This is a genomic window from Paenirhodobacter huangdaonensis, from assembly GCF_004022465.1.
Lineage (GTDB): Bacteria > Pseudomonadota > Alphaproteobacteria > Rhodobacterales > Rhodobacteraceae > Rhodobacter > Rhodobacter huangdaonensis.
The window spans coordinates 75,496-91,070 of the sequence record NZ_SAVA01000007.1 but is presented as its reverse complement, the minus strand read 5'-3'; the positions used below and the strand labels follow the sequence as shown (position 1 = coordinate 91,070).

Annotated in this window: 15 protein-coding genes; 2 read left to right on the top strand and 13 right to left on the bottom strand. The window is 68.0% G+C overall.

Annotated features, from left to right (window positions below):
- Position 1: 1 nt before the first annotated feature.
- From EOW66_RS12815 to EOW66_RS12795, 5 genes are all read right to left on the bottom strand, one after another.
- Positions 2 to 1,312, bottom strand: coding sequence for a TRAP transporter large permease (locus tag EOW66_RS12815; protein WP_128156730.1), 1,311 nt, complete (start codon positions 1,310 to 1,312; stop codon positions 2 to 4).
- An 84-nt stretch (positions 1,313 to 1,396) separates the two neighbouring features.
- On the bottom strand, positions 1,397 to 1,912 hold the full coding sequence (locus EOW66_RS12810) for a TRAP transporter small permease (RefSeq protein ID WP_128156729.1): 516 nt from the start codon (positions 1,910 to 1,912) through the stop codon (positions 1,397 to 1,399).
- Entirely contained in the window at positions 1,913 to 2,998 is a 1,086-nt protein-coding gene (locus EOW66_RS12805) for a C4-dicarboxylate TRAP transporter substrate-binding protein (RefSeq protein ID WP_128156728.1), read from the bottom strand. It lies immediately after the preceding gene.
- 44 nt (positions 2,999 to 3,042) lie between these two features.
- Entirely contained in the window at positions 3,043 to 4,530 is a 1,488-nt protein-coding gene (locus EOW66_RS12800; protein WP_128156727.1) for a class I adenylate-forming enzyme family protein, read from the bottom strand.
- Positions 4,531 to 5,691, bottom strand: coding sequence for a thiolase domain-containing protein (locus EOW66_RS12795; protein ID WP_128156726.1), 1,161 nt, complete (start codon positions 5,689 to 5,691; stop codon positions 4,531 to 4,533).
- Between the two features lie 102 nt (positions 5,692 to 5,793).
- Here EOW66_RS12795 and EOW66_RS12790 point away from each other — a divergent pair, with 102 nt between their 5' ends.
- On the top strand, positions 5,794 to 6,360 hold the full coding sequence (locus EOW66_RS12790; RefSeq protein ID WP_128156725.1) for a LuxR family transcriptional regulator: 567 nt from the start codon (positions 5,794 to 5,796) through the stop codon (positions 6,358 to 6,360).
- A 54-nt stretch (positions 6,361 to 6,414) separates the two neighbouring features.
- Here the strand turns inward: EOW66_RS12790 and EOW66_RS12785 are convergent, their stop codons facing one another.
- Genes EOW66_RS12785 through EOW66_RS12760 form a run of 6 tightly spaced genes read right to left on the bottom strand, consistent with a single transcriptional unit; the run spans position 6,415 to position 11,918 of the window.
- On the bottom strand, positions 6,415 to 7,218 hold the full coding sequence (locus tag EOW66_RS12785; protein WP_128156724.1) for a M55 family metallopeptidase: 804 nt from the start codon (positions 7,216 to 7,218) through the stop codon (positions 6,415 to 6,417).
- 35 nt (positions 7,219 to 7,253) lie between these two features.
- Positions 7,254 to 8,297, bottom strand: a complete 1,044-nt coding sequence (locus EOW66_RS12780; RefSeq protein ID WP_128156723.1) for a DmpA family aminopeptidase — start codon at positions 8,295 to 8,297, stop codon at positions 7,254 to 7,256.
- An 8-nt stretch (positions 8,298 to 8,305) separates the two neighbouring features.
- Complete coding sequence (locus EOW66_RS12775) at positions 8,306 to 9,049, bottom strand: amino acid ABC transporter ATP-binding protein (RefSeq protein ID WP_128156722.1); 744 nt, start codon at positions 9,047 to 9,049, stop codon at positions 8,306 to 8,308.
- Between the two features lie 3 nt (positions 9,050 to 9,052).
- On the bottom strand, positions 9,053 to 10,171 hold the full coding sequence (locus EOW66_RS12770) for an amino acid ABC transporter permease (protein WP_128156721.1): 1,119 nt from the start codon (positions 10,169 to 10,171) through the stop codon (positions 9,053 to 9,055).
- A 4-nt stretch (positions 10,172 to 10,175) separates the two neighbouring features.
- Entirely contained in the window at positions 10,176 to 11,021 is an 846-nt protein-coding gene (locus tag EOW66_RS12765; protein WP_128156720.1) for an ABC transporter substrate-binding protein, read from the bottom strand.
- 33 nt (positions 11,022 to 11,054) lie between these two features.
- A complete protein-coding gene (locus tag EOW66_RS12760) occupies positions 11,055 to 11,918 on the bottom strand; it encodes a D-amino-acid transaminase (protein ID WP_128156719.1) in 864 nt (287 codons plus the stop codon).
- A 173-nt stretch (positions 11,919 to 12,091) separates the two neighbouring features.
- Here EOW66_RS12760 and EOW66_RS12755 point away from each other — a divergent pair, with 173 nt between their 5' ends.
- Positions 12,092 to 13,009 carry a LysR family transcriptional regulator gene (locus EOW66_RS12755; RefSeq protein ID WP_128156718.1) on the top strand — a complete coding sequence of 306 codons (918 nt, stop codon included), beginning with the start codon at positions 12,092 to 12,094 and terminating at the stop codon, positions 13,007 to 13,009.
- Between the two features lie 31 nt (positions 13,010 to 13,040).
- Here the strand turns inward: EOW66_RS12755 and EOW66_RS12750 are convergent, their stop codons facing one another.
- On the bottom strand, positions 13,041 to 13,844 hold the full coding sequence (locus EOW66_RS12750; protein WP_128156717.1) for a M55 family metallopeptidase: 804 nt from the start codon (positions 13,842 to 13,844) through the stop codon (positions 13,041 to 13,043).
- 25 nt (positions 13,845 to 13,869) lie between these two features.
- Positions 13,870 to 15,510 carry a flavin monoamine oxidase family protein gene (locus tag EOW66_RS12745; RefSeq protein WP_128156716.1) on the bottom strand — a complete coding sequence of 547 codons (1,641 nt, stop codon included), beginning with the start codon at positions 15,508 to 15,510 and terminating at the stop codon, positions 13,870 to 13,872.
- Positions 15,511 to 15,575: the final 65 nt, after the last annotated feature.

The window sequence follows — 15,575 nt, the reverse complement described above, 5'->3', positions numbered from 1 at the left end:
CTTACCTCCCCATCATGGTGTCGGGCAGCCAGGTGGTGATGACCGGGATGAAGAACAGGATCAGCACCGTCACCATCTCCATCGCGATGAACCACAGCGCACCGCGGAACACGTCGGACAGCGGCGTATCGCGGTCGATGCCGGCGATGACGAAGCAGTTCAGCCCGACCGGCGGGGTGATCAGGCCGATCTCGCACATCTTCACGCACAGGATGCCGAACCAGATCGGATCGAAGCCGAGCCCGGTCACCGTCGGGAACATGATCGGCAGGGTGATGACCATCATCGAGAAGGCATCGAGGAACATGCCGAGCGGGATGTAAAGCAGCAGCAGGATGCCGACGACCAGAAGCGGCGGCACGCCGCTGCCGACGATCGCCTCGGCCACCGCCTGCGGCACCTGGGCCAGCGTCAGGAAATAGCTGAAGATGCCCGCGCCGATCATCGTGAACAGCACCATCACCGTGGTGGTGGTGGTCGAGCGGAAGCTTTCCTGCAGCCGCCCGCCCAGCCCCTTGCGCCCCTCGCGCGAGAACACCAGCATCAGGAAGGCCGCGAGCGCACCGATCGCTCCTGCCTCGGTCGGGGTGACGAGGCCGAGATAGATCCCGCCGAGCACGATCACGAACAGCACCAGCACCTGCCAGGCCTGACCGGTGGCGCGCAGCCGCTCGCCCCAGCCGGCGCGGGGACTGCGCGCAGCGATGTTCTGGCGCGCCACGATCGCGGTGCCGGCCATGAAGACGATCGTCGTCAGGAGGCCCGGCACGAAGCCCGCGATCAGCATCTTGCCGGCCGAGACCTCGGTCAGCGCGGCATAGAAGATCAGCAGCACCGAGGGCGGGATCAGCACGCCCAGAACGCCCCCCGCCGCGACCGATCCCGCGGCAAGGCGGGGGTCATAGCCCGCGCGCTTCATCTCGGGGATGGCGACGGCGCCCACCGTCGCCGCGGTGGCGACGGAGGAGCCCGAGGTCGCGGCAAAGCCCGCCGAGGTCAGGATCCCCGCCATCGCGAGCCCACCCGGCAGATGCCCGACCCACTTGTTCGCGACATGGAACAGCCGCCGCCCGACCTGCGCCTGATGTGCGAAGGCGCCCATCAGGATGAACAGCGGGATGACCGTCAGCGAATAATTCGCGGCCGAGGAGAAGGGCAGCGATTTCAGCCGGCTGAGCAGGAAGGACAGATCCTCGCTCATGATGATGCCGAAGGCGCCCGAGAGGGCCAGCGCGGCAAAGACCGGCGTGCCGATCGCCAGCAGCACGAAGATCAGCCCGACGGCCAGAAGTGTAATCAGTGTGATGTCCATGACATGTCCCATGCGACCCCGCCGCGCCGGGGATGGCGCGGGCGGGACGGGTGAGGGGAGCGGACCGGGGGCCGGTCCGCCGGCTCAGTGGGAGGCGCTCTCGCGCGGGTCGGGGGCGATCCGGCCGGTGGCGATCATCGCCGCGTGGACCAGCGCCTGCAGCGCCGCGAACCACAGGCCGAAGGCGGTGGCGATCTTCGCCCACCACACCGGCACGTGGAAATAGCCCCAGCGGAACTCGCGGATCGAGAAGGAATAGGCGGCCTCCTGCGTTGCCGGCCAGGCCAGCAGCAGGAAGGTCAGCGCCGCCAATATCCAGCCCAGCGCCGCCAGCCCCCGCGACAGGTGCAGCGGCAGGGCGTCGGTCATCAGCGTGACGCGGATGTGGCCGTCATCGACCAGCGTCGCGCCGAGCCCCATGAAGACCACCATCACCATCGACATCTCGGTCATCTCGAAAAGCCCGGGCACGGCGCTGCCGATCAGCGCGCGCGCACCGACATCGACGGCGATCGCCACCATCATGAAGCCGAGGAAGGCAAGCGCCACCCAGGTCAGCCCGTGCGAGACCCGCTCGAGCGCGCGGTTCAGCCGCTCCATTCACAGCCCCGCCGCGATCTCGACCGGGCGGCGCAGCCGGCCGGCCGGAGCGTGCTTGGCAATCGCCGCGTCGATCAGCGCCTGCATCGCGGCGCCGTCGATGCCCGCGGGGGCAGCGACGGTGTCGACCCATTGCTGTGTCTCGGCCGGCTGCACCAGCGCCCGGGCCTTCGCCTTCTCGGCATCGGGCAGGGATTGCAGCTTTGCCCCCTCGGCCAGCGCCTTCTTCACATAGTCGGTCAGCACCCGATCATAGATCTCGGTGAACTTGCCGCCATAGATCTCGTCCGCCAGATCGGCGCAGATCTGCTGGTTCGCGGCCGACAGCCCCTCGAACACGCCACGGTTCATCACCACCACCGCGGGCGCATGGGCACCGTCGCCGATGTCGTAGAAATTCGGCGCGATCTCGTGCAGCTTGTAGGCGACGGCGGTGACGAAGTCGAAACCATAGACCCCATCGAGCACCCCGCGTTCGAGCGCCTGATAGACCTCGCCCGCCGCCATCGGCACGGCAACGCCGCCCAGGCGCTGGATCACGTCGGTGGCGATGCCATAGCCGCGGATCTTCTTGCCCTTGATGTCCTCGATCGAGGTGATCGGCTCGCGCATCACCAGCGGCGCATAGTTCCAGTTCGTCCAGTACAGCACCTTGCAGCGGTGCCGCTCTTCCCATTCCTGGCGCAGCGGCGCGAACTGCTCATAGACGTCGCGGCAGACGAGCTGCAGCGTGTCCGCCCGGTCGACCCGGAAATACCATTCGAGCCCGCGCGTCACCGGCACCTCGGCCTGATAGTAGCCGGGCGAGATCAGCGTCATCTCAGAGGTGCCGTCGCGCACCGCGCCCAGATGCTCGCCCACCTTGTTCAGGCTGCCCGCCCAGTAGCGGCGGACCTTGATCTCGCCGCCCGAGCGCTTTTCGAGCTCGTCGAGGAACCAGCGGTCGATCCACGAGGGGCCGGCGGTCTCGGTCACGTAGCTGTCGAACTTGAGCGAGGTCGCGGCACCTGCCGCAAACGGCAGACCGGACAGCATCCCGGCCCCGGCCAGCGCCCCGCTCGTGCGCAGAAAATCACGTCTTTTCATGGTTTTTTCCTCCCTTTGTCCGGGCTCCTCCTGCCCGGGATGTGTCAGATCTGCACGCCGGCGCGCAGTTCGGTCTTCAGGATCTTGCCGTAGCCGTTCTTCGGCAGATCGGGCACAAAGACATAGCGCTTCGGCCGCTTGAACGAGGCGATCTGCTGGCGCACCCAGCTGTCGAGTTCGGCCTCCTCGGCACCGCGGCCCGGCTCGAACACGACATAGGCCACCACCTGCTCGCCCCAGTCGGGTTCCGGTTCGCCGATCACCGCAACCTCGAACACCGCCTCGTGGCGCAGCAGCGCCTCCTCGACCTCACGCGGGTAGATGTTGGTGCCGCCCGAGATGATGACATCCTTCGAGCGGTCGGTGAGATAGAGGAAGCCGTCCTCGTCGAGATGGCCGAGATCGCCGGTGTGCAGCCAGCCGCCGCGCAGGGTCTCGTCGCTTGCCGCCGGGTTCTGCCAGTAGCCCTGCATCACCGTCGGCCCCTGCACGCAGATCTCGCCGGTCTGGCCGGGCGGCAGGGGCTCGCCCTCGGGCGACAGGATCGCCACGGTCGCGGCACCGGCCGCGATCCCGACCGAGCTGCGCCGCGCCCGCCAGCGCGGGTGGCCCTGATCGGCGACCAGCGCGCGCGGCAGCACCGAGATCGTCATCGGGCTCTCGCCCTGGCCATAGATCTGCACGAAGCGCGGCCCGAACAGCTCGAGCGCCTCGTCGATGTCATTGGCATACATCGGCCCGCCGCCATAGATGATGGTGCGGATGCCCGCGCCGTCATAGCCGAGCGGACGCGCCGCCGCGACCAGCCGCTTGACCATCGTCGGCGCCGCGAAGAACACCAGATTGCCCCGGCTTTCAGCGAGCGCGATGATCTCGGCCGCATCGAAGCCGCGCGAGGCCGGCACCAGATGCGCGCCGCCCGCGCGGATCTGCGCGAACATGTAAAGCCCCGCGCCATGCGACATCGGCGCGGCGTAAAGCATGTGATCCTCGGGCCGCGGCCCGTCGACGTCGAGCGCATAGCACAGCGTCATCTGCCGCAGGTTCTCGTGGCTGAGCATCACCCCCTTGGGCTTGCCGGTGGTGCCCGAGGTGTAGAAGAGCCAGGCCAGATCACCCGCCGCCGCCGGACGCGGCGGGAGCACCGGGTCGCCCTTCGGCACCGCGGCAGCGATCGCCTCCTCGGCCAGCCCCGGGAAAAGCGTGCCCTTGTCGGTGACGACCAGCGCCGCGCCCGAGTTGCGCACGATCCACTCGGCCTCGGTCGGGTGCAGCTTGCAGTTCACCGGCACCACGACCGCGCCGATCCACCAGCAGGCATGCAGCCATTCGATGTATTCGGGCGCGTTCTTGGCAAAGATCGCCACCCGGTCGCCCGGGCCGATGCCATGCACCGCGCCCAGATGCCGGGCCCGGTCGCTGACCGCGCGCAGCAGGCTTGCATAATTGTGCCGCAGGCTGTCGCCCTGGAACACGGCAGGACGGGTCGGCCAGGCATGGGCCGTCTGGTAAAGCCAACTCGCGATGTTCATTCAGAGGCCCGCCGCCTGCAGCACCGTGGCATAGTTCGCCACCGCGGCGCCGCCCATGTTGAAGGTCAGGCCCCATTCGGCCCCGGGCCGCTGCATCGCGCCCGCCTGTCCGGTCAGCTGCCGGAACGCCAGCGCATGCATCGAGACGCCGGTGGCGCCGACCGGATGGCCCTTGGCCTTCAGCCCGCCCGACAGGTTCACCGGCAGCGCTCCCTCGGGCAGCACCGTGCCCTCCTCGATCGCGCGCGCGCCCTGCCCCTTCGCAGCCAGCCCCATCGCCTCGTAGATCAGCAGCTCGGCCGGGGTGAAGCAGTCGTGCACCTCGGCGAAGTCGAGGTCGTCAACGGTGATCCCCGCCGCGGCATAGGCCGCGCGGATCGCGCGTTCCGGCCCCTCGAAGGCGATGAAATCGCGCCGGCTCATCGGCAGGTAATCCGAGACATGCTCGGCCGCGGCGATGCGGACGCGGCGGGCCGATTGCGGATCAGCGGTCAGCACCACGGCCGCGGCGCCATCCGAGACGAGCGAGCAATCCGACAGCCGCAGCGGCGGTGCGATCAGCGGATTCTTCTCGCTGACCTCGCGGCAGAACTCATAGGACATCGCCTTGTGCATCTGCGCGAGCGGATTGTTCAGCGCATTGGCGTGGTTCTTCGCCGCGATCCGGGCCATCGCGTCCATCGGGTCGCCATAGCGCTCGGCATAGGCCTGCGCGGCCACGGCGAAGACCTGCGGGAAGCTCAGCGCCGCCTCGACCGGGTCGTTCTGATAGCCGGCGCCGGCAAGCGCCGTCGTCACCTCGGGGGTCGAGCGGTGGGTCATCTTCTCGGCGCCCACCACCAGCACGGTGCGCGCCCGCCCGGCGCGGATCATGTTCAGCCCGGCATGGATCGCCGCCGCGCCCGAGGCACAGGCGTTCTCGCAGCGCGCCGCCGGCTTGAAGCGCAGCGCCGGATGCGCCTGATGGATCAGCGAGGAGGCGAAACCGTCCGGCACCAGCCCCGAGTTGAAATGGCCCAGATAGACCGCGTCGATCTCGGCCGGGTCGATCTCGGCCTCGGCGATCGCCTCGCGCGCCGCGGCGACGATCAGCTCCTCGAGCGTCTCGGTCAGCCGTCCAAAGCGGGTGTGGCCGCTGCCGGTGATATAGATGGATGTCATGTCGCTGTCCTCCCGCTGTCACTCTCGGCTGTGGAGGGGCTGGTGCACATCCGCAAAACTACGTAGATAAATACGTATAAACCACGTAGATGCAGGTGCGGCATGAACTATGCGGAGCTTCCCGAGGCAGTACAGAACCTGACCGGCTTCATGGATGCGCCGGTGGCGATCATGGTGATGTCGGACCGCCGCATCCTGCGGGTGAACACCGAGACCGAGCTGCTGTTCGGCTGGAACCGCGCCGAACTCGAGGGCCAGTCGATCCGCGTGCTCTATCCCTCGAGCGTCGATTACGAGAAGACCGGCGACCGCTGGCACCGCTGGCTGGCCAGCCGGCCGCGCTATGAGGACGAGCGTTTCATGCAGCGCCGCGACGGCGAAATCGTCTGGATGCGGGCGCGCGGCCGCACCCTGACGCCGGCCGACCCGTTCCGGCTGATGGTCTGGACCTTCGAACCGCTGAAGGACCGCGCCCCGGACGGCGCGACGCTGACCCCGAAGGAACGCGAGGTCGCGCGGCACATCGTCAACGGCCACACCAGCAAGGAGACCGGGCAGGCGATGGGGATCTCGCCGCGCACGGTCGAGGTGCACCGCGCCGCGATCCTGCGCAAGCTTGGCGTGCGCAATGCGGCCGAGCTGGCAGCGAAGATGATCGTCGCCCGCTGAGCCGCGGCCGGGCCGGCGGCACGGCTTTTGGGAACCCGGTCAACGGCAGCGGCCTCAGCCGCCGGAGACGAAGCGCAGGATGCGCTGAACCTCGAAGGCGTCGGCGACCGTCCAGCGCACCGACCGCTCGCCGCAGATCTCGCCGCCGGGGAACCAGTGGGACCGGAACGCGCTGGCCGGGTTATCGTATTCGATCACCAGCTCGTAGCGTTCGGGCATCGGCGGCATCAGCGCCGCGCGCCGGGCCGCAACGCCACGCTCGACCCCGTCGCGGATCGCCGCGACCGCCCGCGACGGCGTGAGCGATACCGTCGCGCGGCCGATCCCCTCGCTCGTCGCCACAGTCTCGATGCCGGGCACGAGGGCGCGCGCCGCCGCGCACATCCCGGCATCGCCCGACAGGAAAACGGAAGGAACACCGTAGCGCGCCGCGGTGCGGGCGTTGAGCGTGAACTCCGACGCCGGCGCGCCGTTGATGGTGATCCGCATGATCCGCGTGTTCAGGGTATGCGCCAGCGGGTTCGTCTCGGCCCCGGCGCGGTCGTGATAGCCGGTGTAAACGGCGGCAGAGAAGCCCCGGTCGAGGCCGAACATCATCGAATCCGGATGGCCGCTCCAGTCCCTCACCACGCGCGCATACTCCGGCAGGCGTCCGATCACCAGGTTGCGGCCGGTCTCATGCGCGTCCTTCACCAGAACCTCTTCGGCACCGGCGGCGCGCGCGCCCTCGCAGGCCGCCACGACCTCCTCGGTCATATAGGCGCGGAACTCCGCGTAATCGGGATGCTCCTTTTCCGTCTCGCTCCAGCTGGTGATGCCCGCCGTGCCTTCCATGTCGGCACTGATGAAAACCTTCATATCCTCTCCTTTTCCGATCGTCCGCTCCGCGCGTGCTATTGCCCGGCACCCGCGCCGGCCCAATCGGCGAGCGCGGGGAAATGCCGCCCGTCGCGGCCCCGGGTCGCCGGCGCCGCGCACAATGCGTTCAGCACCGCCTCCTGAACCGTCTCCGCCGCGGCCCGGAACGGCAGGTCGATCAGCCCGTCGTCGAGACGGCGCAGGGTCCGGAAAGGGTCCGTGCCATGATGCGGAAGCGGGTCCGCGGTGGTGAAGGCAAGGGCGACATCGCCCGAGCCGTTGCCCCAGAACGCCCCGAGCCGCGCCAGTCCGGCCCCGGCACGGCGCGCGATGCGCTGAAGCTGCCGCCCGTCGAGCGGCAGGTCCGTGCCCAGAACGACGATCACCGAGCCCTTCTCGCCGGGCCGGGGGCCGCGCGGGTCCGGCCGGCGCCCGTCGGGCAGGACCAGATCCCCCGCCCGGCCGAAATTCGCCAGCACCAGCGCCCCCAGCGTGAACTCCTGCGCGCCGATCCGCATCCGGCGCGAGGCGCTGCCGATCCCCGCCTTGAAGCCGAAGGCGGTCATCCCGGTGCCGGCCCCGACGGCGCCCTGTTCGAAGGCTCCGCTCCGCGCATCCGCGATCGCCGCCAGCGCATCGGCCTCGCGCACGGCCAGTCTCTGGATGTCGTTGATCGACCCGTCGTTGCATTCGAGCACCAGCGGGTTGACCGTCGAGGTCGCGCGACCGATTTCCGGGTTTTCGGCGATCGCACGGCGGATCAGCGCCTCGCAGCAGGCGGCGACGCCGAAGGTGTTGGTCAGCAGGATCGGCGTTTCCAGCGTGCCCAGCTCGGCGACCTGCATCAGCCCCGCCGACTTGCCGAAGCCATTGATGACCTCGACCGCCGCGCGGGGCTTGCTGCGGAAAAGATCGCCGGCCTGCGGCAGCACCGCCGTGACGCCGGTGGCGAGCCCCGCCCCGGAAATCGTGCGATGACCGACCGAAACGCCGGGAACATCGGTGATCGCGTTCCATGGCCCGGCCGGCAGGGCATTGCGCCCCTCCGTCCAGAGACCAAGCCGTCGTGCCTCGTTCATCTTCCCTCCTAAAGCCGCCCGGCCCGCTTGAGACTGCTCAGGAAGGCCTGCGTGCGCTCGCCCTGCGGATTGCCGAACACCTGCGCCGGAGGCCCCTGTTCATAGATGTTTCCCGCCTGCAGGAAACAGATGCGATCGGCAACCTCGCGCGCGAACCCCATCTCATGCGTCGCAAGGATCATCGTCATCCCGCCGGCCGCCAGATCGCGCACGATGTCGAGCACCTCGGAAACCAGCTCCGGGTCAAGCGCCGAGGTGATCTCGTCGAGCAGCAGCAGCATCGGGTCCATCATCAGCGCACGCACGATCGCGACGCGCTGCTGCTGTCCGCCCGACAGGCTGTCGGGATAGGCATTCGCCTTATGCGCAAGACCGATCCGGTCGAGAAAGCCCAGCGCCTTCTCCGTCGCCTCGCGGCGCGACAGGCCAAGCACCCTGGTCGGCGCAAGCAGCGTATTTTCGAGCACGGTCATGTGCGGGAACAGGTTGTAGCCCTGGAACACGATGCCGATGTCGCGCCGCAGCCGGTCGAGATCGACGCCCTCGCCGGTGATCCGGTCGCCATGGATGCGGATCTCGCCCGCGCTGATTTCTTCCAGCCGGTTGACGCAGCGCAGCAGCGTGGACTTGCCGCACCCCGACGGGCCGATCAGGCAGATCACCTCATGCTCGCTGACATCGAGCGACAGGCCGGAAATCACCTCGAATGATCCGTAGTGTTTGCGGATGTTGTCGATTTCAAGCAGTGCCATGGTTCAGCCCCCCGCCCGCATCCGCTGCCGGTCGCGCTCGGACAGCCGGTCGGCAAGCCGCGCCTGCGGGATGGTGACCGCGATGAAGAGAATGGCGACGGTGGTCACCGCCGACAGGTTGAAATGGTTGGCCGCGATGATCTTCGACTGGTTGAAGGCGTCGATCGTGCCGATGATCGCGACGAGGGCGGTGTCCTTCTGCAGGCTGATGCAGTTGTTCATCAGCGGCGGGATGATGTTGCGCACCGCCATCGGCACGACGACGTAGCGCAGCGTCTTCGCATGGCTCAGCCCGAGCGAGCGCGCCGCGGCGACCTGGCTGTGATGCACCGATTCGATCCCGGCGCGATAGACCTCGGAGGTATAGGCGCCGTAGGTCAGCGTGAGCGCGATGATCGCATAGCTCGTCGAGGACAGATGCGCGATCACCGGCAGATTGGTCAGCGGCAGGCCGAAACCGATCAGGTAGATCGTGATGATCGCGGGCAGGCCACGGAACAGATCGCCATAGGCGATGGCGAGAAAGCGCAACGGCTTGCCGGCCTCGCCCGGCAGGGTCCGCGCAACCGCCACGACGAGGGACCAGATCAGGATCAGGACCCCGGAGACGAAGAAGATCACCACATTGGTGCCGAAGGCGCGCAGCACCTTCAGCGCCGAATCCCGGATCAGCGCGAGGTCGAAGAAGGTGCGGCTGACCGCCGCGTCATTGACCACGAGAAACCAGGCCGCCGCGGTCAGGATCAGCAGCGCCCCCTCCCAGGACATCGCCTTCCAGGCGCCGAGCGAGGCCGCGGCGCCGAGCTCGCGGGCGGCATAGACCTCGCTGTGCCGGGCCGCGGCGAGCGCGCAGCGCAAGGCGCGCAACGCCATCAGCAGGACCACCACCGCGGCGAGCACGGCGACAATCCCGGGCAGCGTCGCCACCACCGGCGAGACCCCCTGCGAGATCGCATAGGCGCCGATGTGCTGGGCCGAGACCGCAACGGCGAGAAAGGTCACCAGCCCGAGGGCCAGTGTCAGGCCCGCCCGGCCAAGATGGCTGCGCGGCGCCGAACCTGCGCGCCAGATCTCGGCGCGCAGGTCCTGCTCCGGCAACGCGTTCGAAAACGGGTCTGCCATCGTCTCAGTGCTTCCAGACCGGAACATCCGCCGGCATCAGGCCGCCCCAGGCGGGCGCGAGATATTGCATCTCCAGATCCTTCAGCGTGCCATCCGCTTCCATGTCGGCGATGATCTTGTTGATCGTCGCCTCCTCGGCCGAACCCTTCGGATAGATCCCGGCGGTGTCGCGGTCGCTCGCATACTTCCCGACCACGGCGAGACGGCCCTTCGAGTTTCCGACCTGGCCGAGCACGACCGACAGGTCGGTCATCACCGCATCGACATTGCCCGCGGCCAGCGCAGTGAACATCGCGCCGGTATCGTCGAACACCGAAAGCCTGGCATCGGGCAGATTCTCCTGAACCCAGTCCACCATGATCGTGCCGGCCTGCGTGCCGAGTTTCGTGGTCTTGATGCTGTCTTCGGTCACCGGCGCATCCGCGCGGGTGGCGATCCCGAAGGCGCCGTGGGCATAGGGCGTCGAGAAATCGACCACCTTCTTGCGCGGCTCGGTCACCGAGATCAGTGCCAGCGCGATGTCGAAATCCCTGTTCTGGCCGGCGACGATCGAGTCGAAGGAGGCATTCTTCAGCACCACCTTGTCGAGCCCGAGGCGGTAGGCGATGTTCACCGCCATGCAGAACTCGCGCCCGCTGGTGACGCTGTCTTCGGTATCGCCGTTGAACTCGCCCACCGCGGGCAGGTTGATGATGACGGTGAACTGGCCGGGAACCGCGGGGGTGATCGTCTCCGTGCCGCCCTTGCCGTAGAGCTTGCAGTCGCCATAGCCCTCGGCCGCCAGAGCGGGAGCCGAGACACCCAGCATTGCGCCAAGGGCGAGGCCGAGGATCTTTGCAGTCGTCTTCATGTGTCTCTCCTGTTGGTGTTGGTTCTTGTCGGGTCAGTTGGAGACCGGCGCGCGAACGCCGACGGTCTCGAGGTAAAGCTGTTGCAGATGGCGGGTGACGGGGCCCGGCACGCCGGTCCCGACCGCAACGCCCGCGATCCGGATCACCGGGGTGACGAAGCTCGAGGCAGAGGTCTGGAACGCCTCGGCGGCAGCCTGTGCCTCCGCCGGCGAGAAGGGACGTTCGTCGAGCGTGAGCCCATGCGCCGCGCACAGCCGCAAGAGCGCCTGCCGGGTGCAGCCGGGCAGCGAGATCCGCGAGTTCGGCCGCGTCACCACCTGCCCCGCAGCGGTGACGATATAGGCCGTCGCCGAGGCCCCCTCGGTCACCATTCCGTCCTCGCAGAGCCAGACGTCATCGCAGCCCTTGCGCCGCGCCGCCGCCTTCGCGAGCACCTGCCCCAAAAGCATCACCGTCTTGATGTCGCGGCGCTGCCAGCGCGTGTCGGGCGCGAGATCCACCTCGATGCCCTCACGCTGCGCCGCGGTGTCGTGGAGCGTCTTTGCCTGGGTGAACCCGATCAGCGTCGGGGCGATGTCCTCGGACCACAGGAAATTGCGATCCGCGATGCCGCGCGACACCTGCAGATAGACCACGCCTTCGCGCAGGCCGTTGCGCGCGATCAGCTCGTGCTGGATCCGCGCGATCTCCTCCCGCGCGGCGGGCATCGGAATACCGAGCTCGCCGAGAGAGCGCTGCAGCCGTGCAAGGTGAAGATCGTTGTCGATCATCCGGCCGTCGAAGACCGCGGTCACCTCGTAGACGGCGTCACCGAACAGCGTGCCGCGATCGAAGATACTGATCGTCGCGCGCGCCTCGGGAACGAAGCTTCCGTTGCAGTAGATGGTTCTGCTCATGTCATGCACCAGTTCGACTTGGGTTGAATCGAACCTGGGGTGAGGCGCGGGAGCATGGCCAATTCAACTTGCGCAACATCTCATGCACGAATTGCATAATGCTTTTTATTCATCATCTTATAAGATGGCTCGTCAGAAACGCCCGCGTCCGTCGGAAAAGGTGTGCTCAATAAATGGAACTCAAGTGGCTCGAAGATTTCGTGACGCTGGCGGAAACCTCGAGCTTCTCGCGCGCCGCCGAGGCCCGGAACGTCACGCAATCGGCCTTCAGCCGCCGAATCAAGCAGCTGGAGGCCTGGCTCGGCACGACGCTCATCAACCGGGCCACGGTGCCGGCCGAACTCACCCCGGAGGGGCGGCGGTTCCTGCCTGTGGCGCAGGACGCGATCCGCAATTTCTACTCGGTGCGCGAGTCCCTGCAGCCGTCGGGCGAAGGGCGGATGTTGCGCCTGGCCGCGCTGCACACGCTGACCGTGACCTTCCTGCCCGACTGGCTTGAAAACCGCTTCGCGAACATCCGGGTCTCGCTGATCCCCGATCGCGGCGGGATCGAGGCCAATCTTGCGGCGCTGATCGACGGCGAGGCGGATTTCTTCCTGACCTATGCGCATGGGCTGGTGCCGTTCCACCTCGACTGGCAGCGTTTCGACTTCCTCGCGGTCGGCACCGACCGGCTGATCCCCGTCGCCGCGCCCGAGGTGCGGCTGCGCTCGGGCGTGCATGTTCCGGGGGCCGGGCTGTTCGAGCGGATGCAGAGCCAGGGCGCGGAGATCCCCTATCTCAGCTATGGCTACAGCTCGTTCTTCGGCGTCGCACTCGAACGCCTGTTCGCCGGCCGGTCGGGGCCCCGGCGCCGGACAGTGCATGAAAACACGATCAGCGCCGGGCTGAAGACGCTCGCGATGCGCGGCGCCGGGATGTGCTGGCTGCCCGAAAGCCTGATCGAACAGGAGCTGCGGGCGGGCACGCTGGTGCGTGCCTCCGCATCGCCGGACTGGGACATGGAGCTTGAAATCCGGCTCTATCGTCACATCCACGCGCAAAACGCCGACACCCGCCGGTTCTGGCAGGCGGCCCAGGCCCCGCACTGAGCCCGGGCCCGCCCCCGGCCGCCCCCGGGTCTCAGCCGCCCGAGACGAAGCGCAAGGTGCGCTGGATCTCGAACGGGTCGGAGAAGCGCCAGCGCACCGAGCGCTCGCCACAGAGTTCCCCGCCCGGGAACCACTGGCAGCGATAGGCGCTTTTCGGGTTGTTGTACTCGATCACCAGCTCGTAGCTGTCAGGCATCGGCGGCATCATCCCGGCGCGCCGCGCGGCGACCGCGCGCTCGACCCCCTCGCGGATCAGCGCGGCCGATTTCGCCGGCGGGATCGACAGCGTGGCCCCGCCGATGCCCTCGGAGGTTGCCACCGTGGCGATGCCGGGAACGAAATCCCTGGCCGCCCGGCACATGCCCGCATCGCCCGACAGGAAGACCGAGGGCACTCCGTAGCGCGCCGCGGTGCGGGCGTTGATGGTGAACTCCGAGGCCGGCTCGCCGTTGATCGTGATCCGCATGATCTGATCGGTCAGGGTGTGCGACAGCGGGTTGGTCTCGGCCCCGGCGCGGTTGTGATAGCCGGTGTAGACGGCCGCGTCGAACCCCGCGCCGATGCCGAACATCATCGTGTCGGGATGCCCGCTCCAGCTGCGCAGGATGCGCACATAGGCCGGCAGCCGCCCGATGATGAGGTTGCGCCCGGAGGAATGGGCGTCCTTCACCACCACCTCCTCGGCCCCCGCAGCGCGCGCGCCCTCGCAGGCGGCCAGGACCTCTTCGGTCATGTAGGCGCGGAACTCGGCGTAATCGGGATGATCCTTTTCCGTCTCGCTCCAGGTGGTGATGCCGGCGGTGCCTTCCATGTCGGCACTGATGAACACTTTCACGTTTCGTCCTTTCGATGGCGGCGGATCAGTCGAGCGCGACCGGCCCGAGGGTGGGATAGAGATCGCCCGGGCCGGGGTTCGCCGGATCGCAGGCGCCGCCGAAATGGGTCATGATGCCCCAGACCGCGTTCAGCGCCGTCTGCACCGCGCCCTCGACCCAGGCCGGGGTCCAGCTGATGCCGTCGCCGGCAAGGAAGATGCCGCGCTGCGCCGCCGGCAGGGCCTCCTGCATGAAATGGCCATACATGCGATGGTTGTAGCGGTAATGTCCCGGCAGCGCGCCCTTGAAGGCACCGAGGAAATTCTCGTCGGTCTCCCAGCTCACGCAGATCGGATTGCCGCGGATATGGCTGGCGATATCCACCCCCGGATAGATCCGCCCAAGCGCCGAGAGCGCCAGCTCCACCCGCTTTTCCGCGTCATGCGGCAGCACCTTCAGCGCATCGGTCATCCACGAATAGGACAGGCAGATCACCCCGGGCCGGTCCGGCCCGTTGTCGAAGAAATAGGTGCCGCGGGTGATCCGGTCGGTCAGCGTCATCGACATCACCGGCCGCCCGGTCGCCGGGTCGATGTCGTGCCAGAACGGCCGGTCGACCATCACGAAGGTCTTTGCCGCCTGCATGTAGCGGGTGCGATCGAGCGCCATCCAGAGCTTCTGGTCGAAAAGCTCCTCGTCGGTCTCGATCGAGGTGGTCAGCAGGTGGCTCTGGCAGGTCACCAGCACCGCGTCGTAAAGATCCACACGGCCCCAGCGATCGGTCACCGCGATGGCGCCGCCGGCATCCCGCGCGATCCGCGTCACGCGCGAGCGCGTCGCGCCGCCGTTCAGCCCGGCCAGCGTCATCCGCCCCCAATGCGCGCAATCGGCGGGCTGCCGCCAGAGCCGGTGCAGCACGTTCTCCACCCCGCCGACGATATAGCGCTGGTTGTCGTCAAGCGCGCAGAGGTTCACCCGCAGGATCTCGAGCATCGAATTCGGGAAGTCGCTGTCCCAGCCGCCGGTGCCGAACCCGACCTGCCCGAACACCTCGCGGTGGCGGAAGCCGAGCTGGCGGAAGGCCTCGGAGGTGGTGACGAAATCATAGAAGGTGCGCTCGTCCCAGGCCGCGACGAGCGGGTCCCAGATCTCCTTCACGCGCGCGGCATCCCGCGCCGCCATCGCCGCGCGCAGGTCGGAAAACCGCGCCCCCTCCTCGAGCGCCGCGTCATAGGCGCGCGCAACCTCGCGATAGAGCTCGGGCAGATCGTCGAGCGTGCGGGCGAAAAGCGTCTCGCCCTCGAGATCGATCACCGTCGAGCCGGCCGCCTCGGTCAGCGGGTTCGGAAAGGGCGCGCTCTCGCAGCCGAGAAGATCGACGTAATGGTAGAAACCGCGCGACGAGACGGGAAAGCGCATGCCGCCGAGTTCGGCGATGACATCCTCCGTGCCCTCGAAGGGTTCCGAGCGCAGCCGCCCACCGAAGGCGCCCGATTCATAAAGCACCGGGCGCAGGCCGAGCTTCATCAGCTCGTGCCCCGCGATCACCCCCGCCGCGCCCGCACCGACGATCGCGACCGAGGCGCCGTGGCGCGCCGCGGGAACCTGCCCGAGCCCGGCAGGATTGGCGAGCCAGTCGTCATAGGCAAAGGGGAAGTCGGGCCCGAAAGCCGAGAATTCTGACATCTGGGATCCTTTCAATCTGGCCCTCGGGCCTGGTCTTGTGCAGCGTGGTGGCGATCCGGCGACAG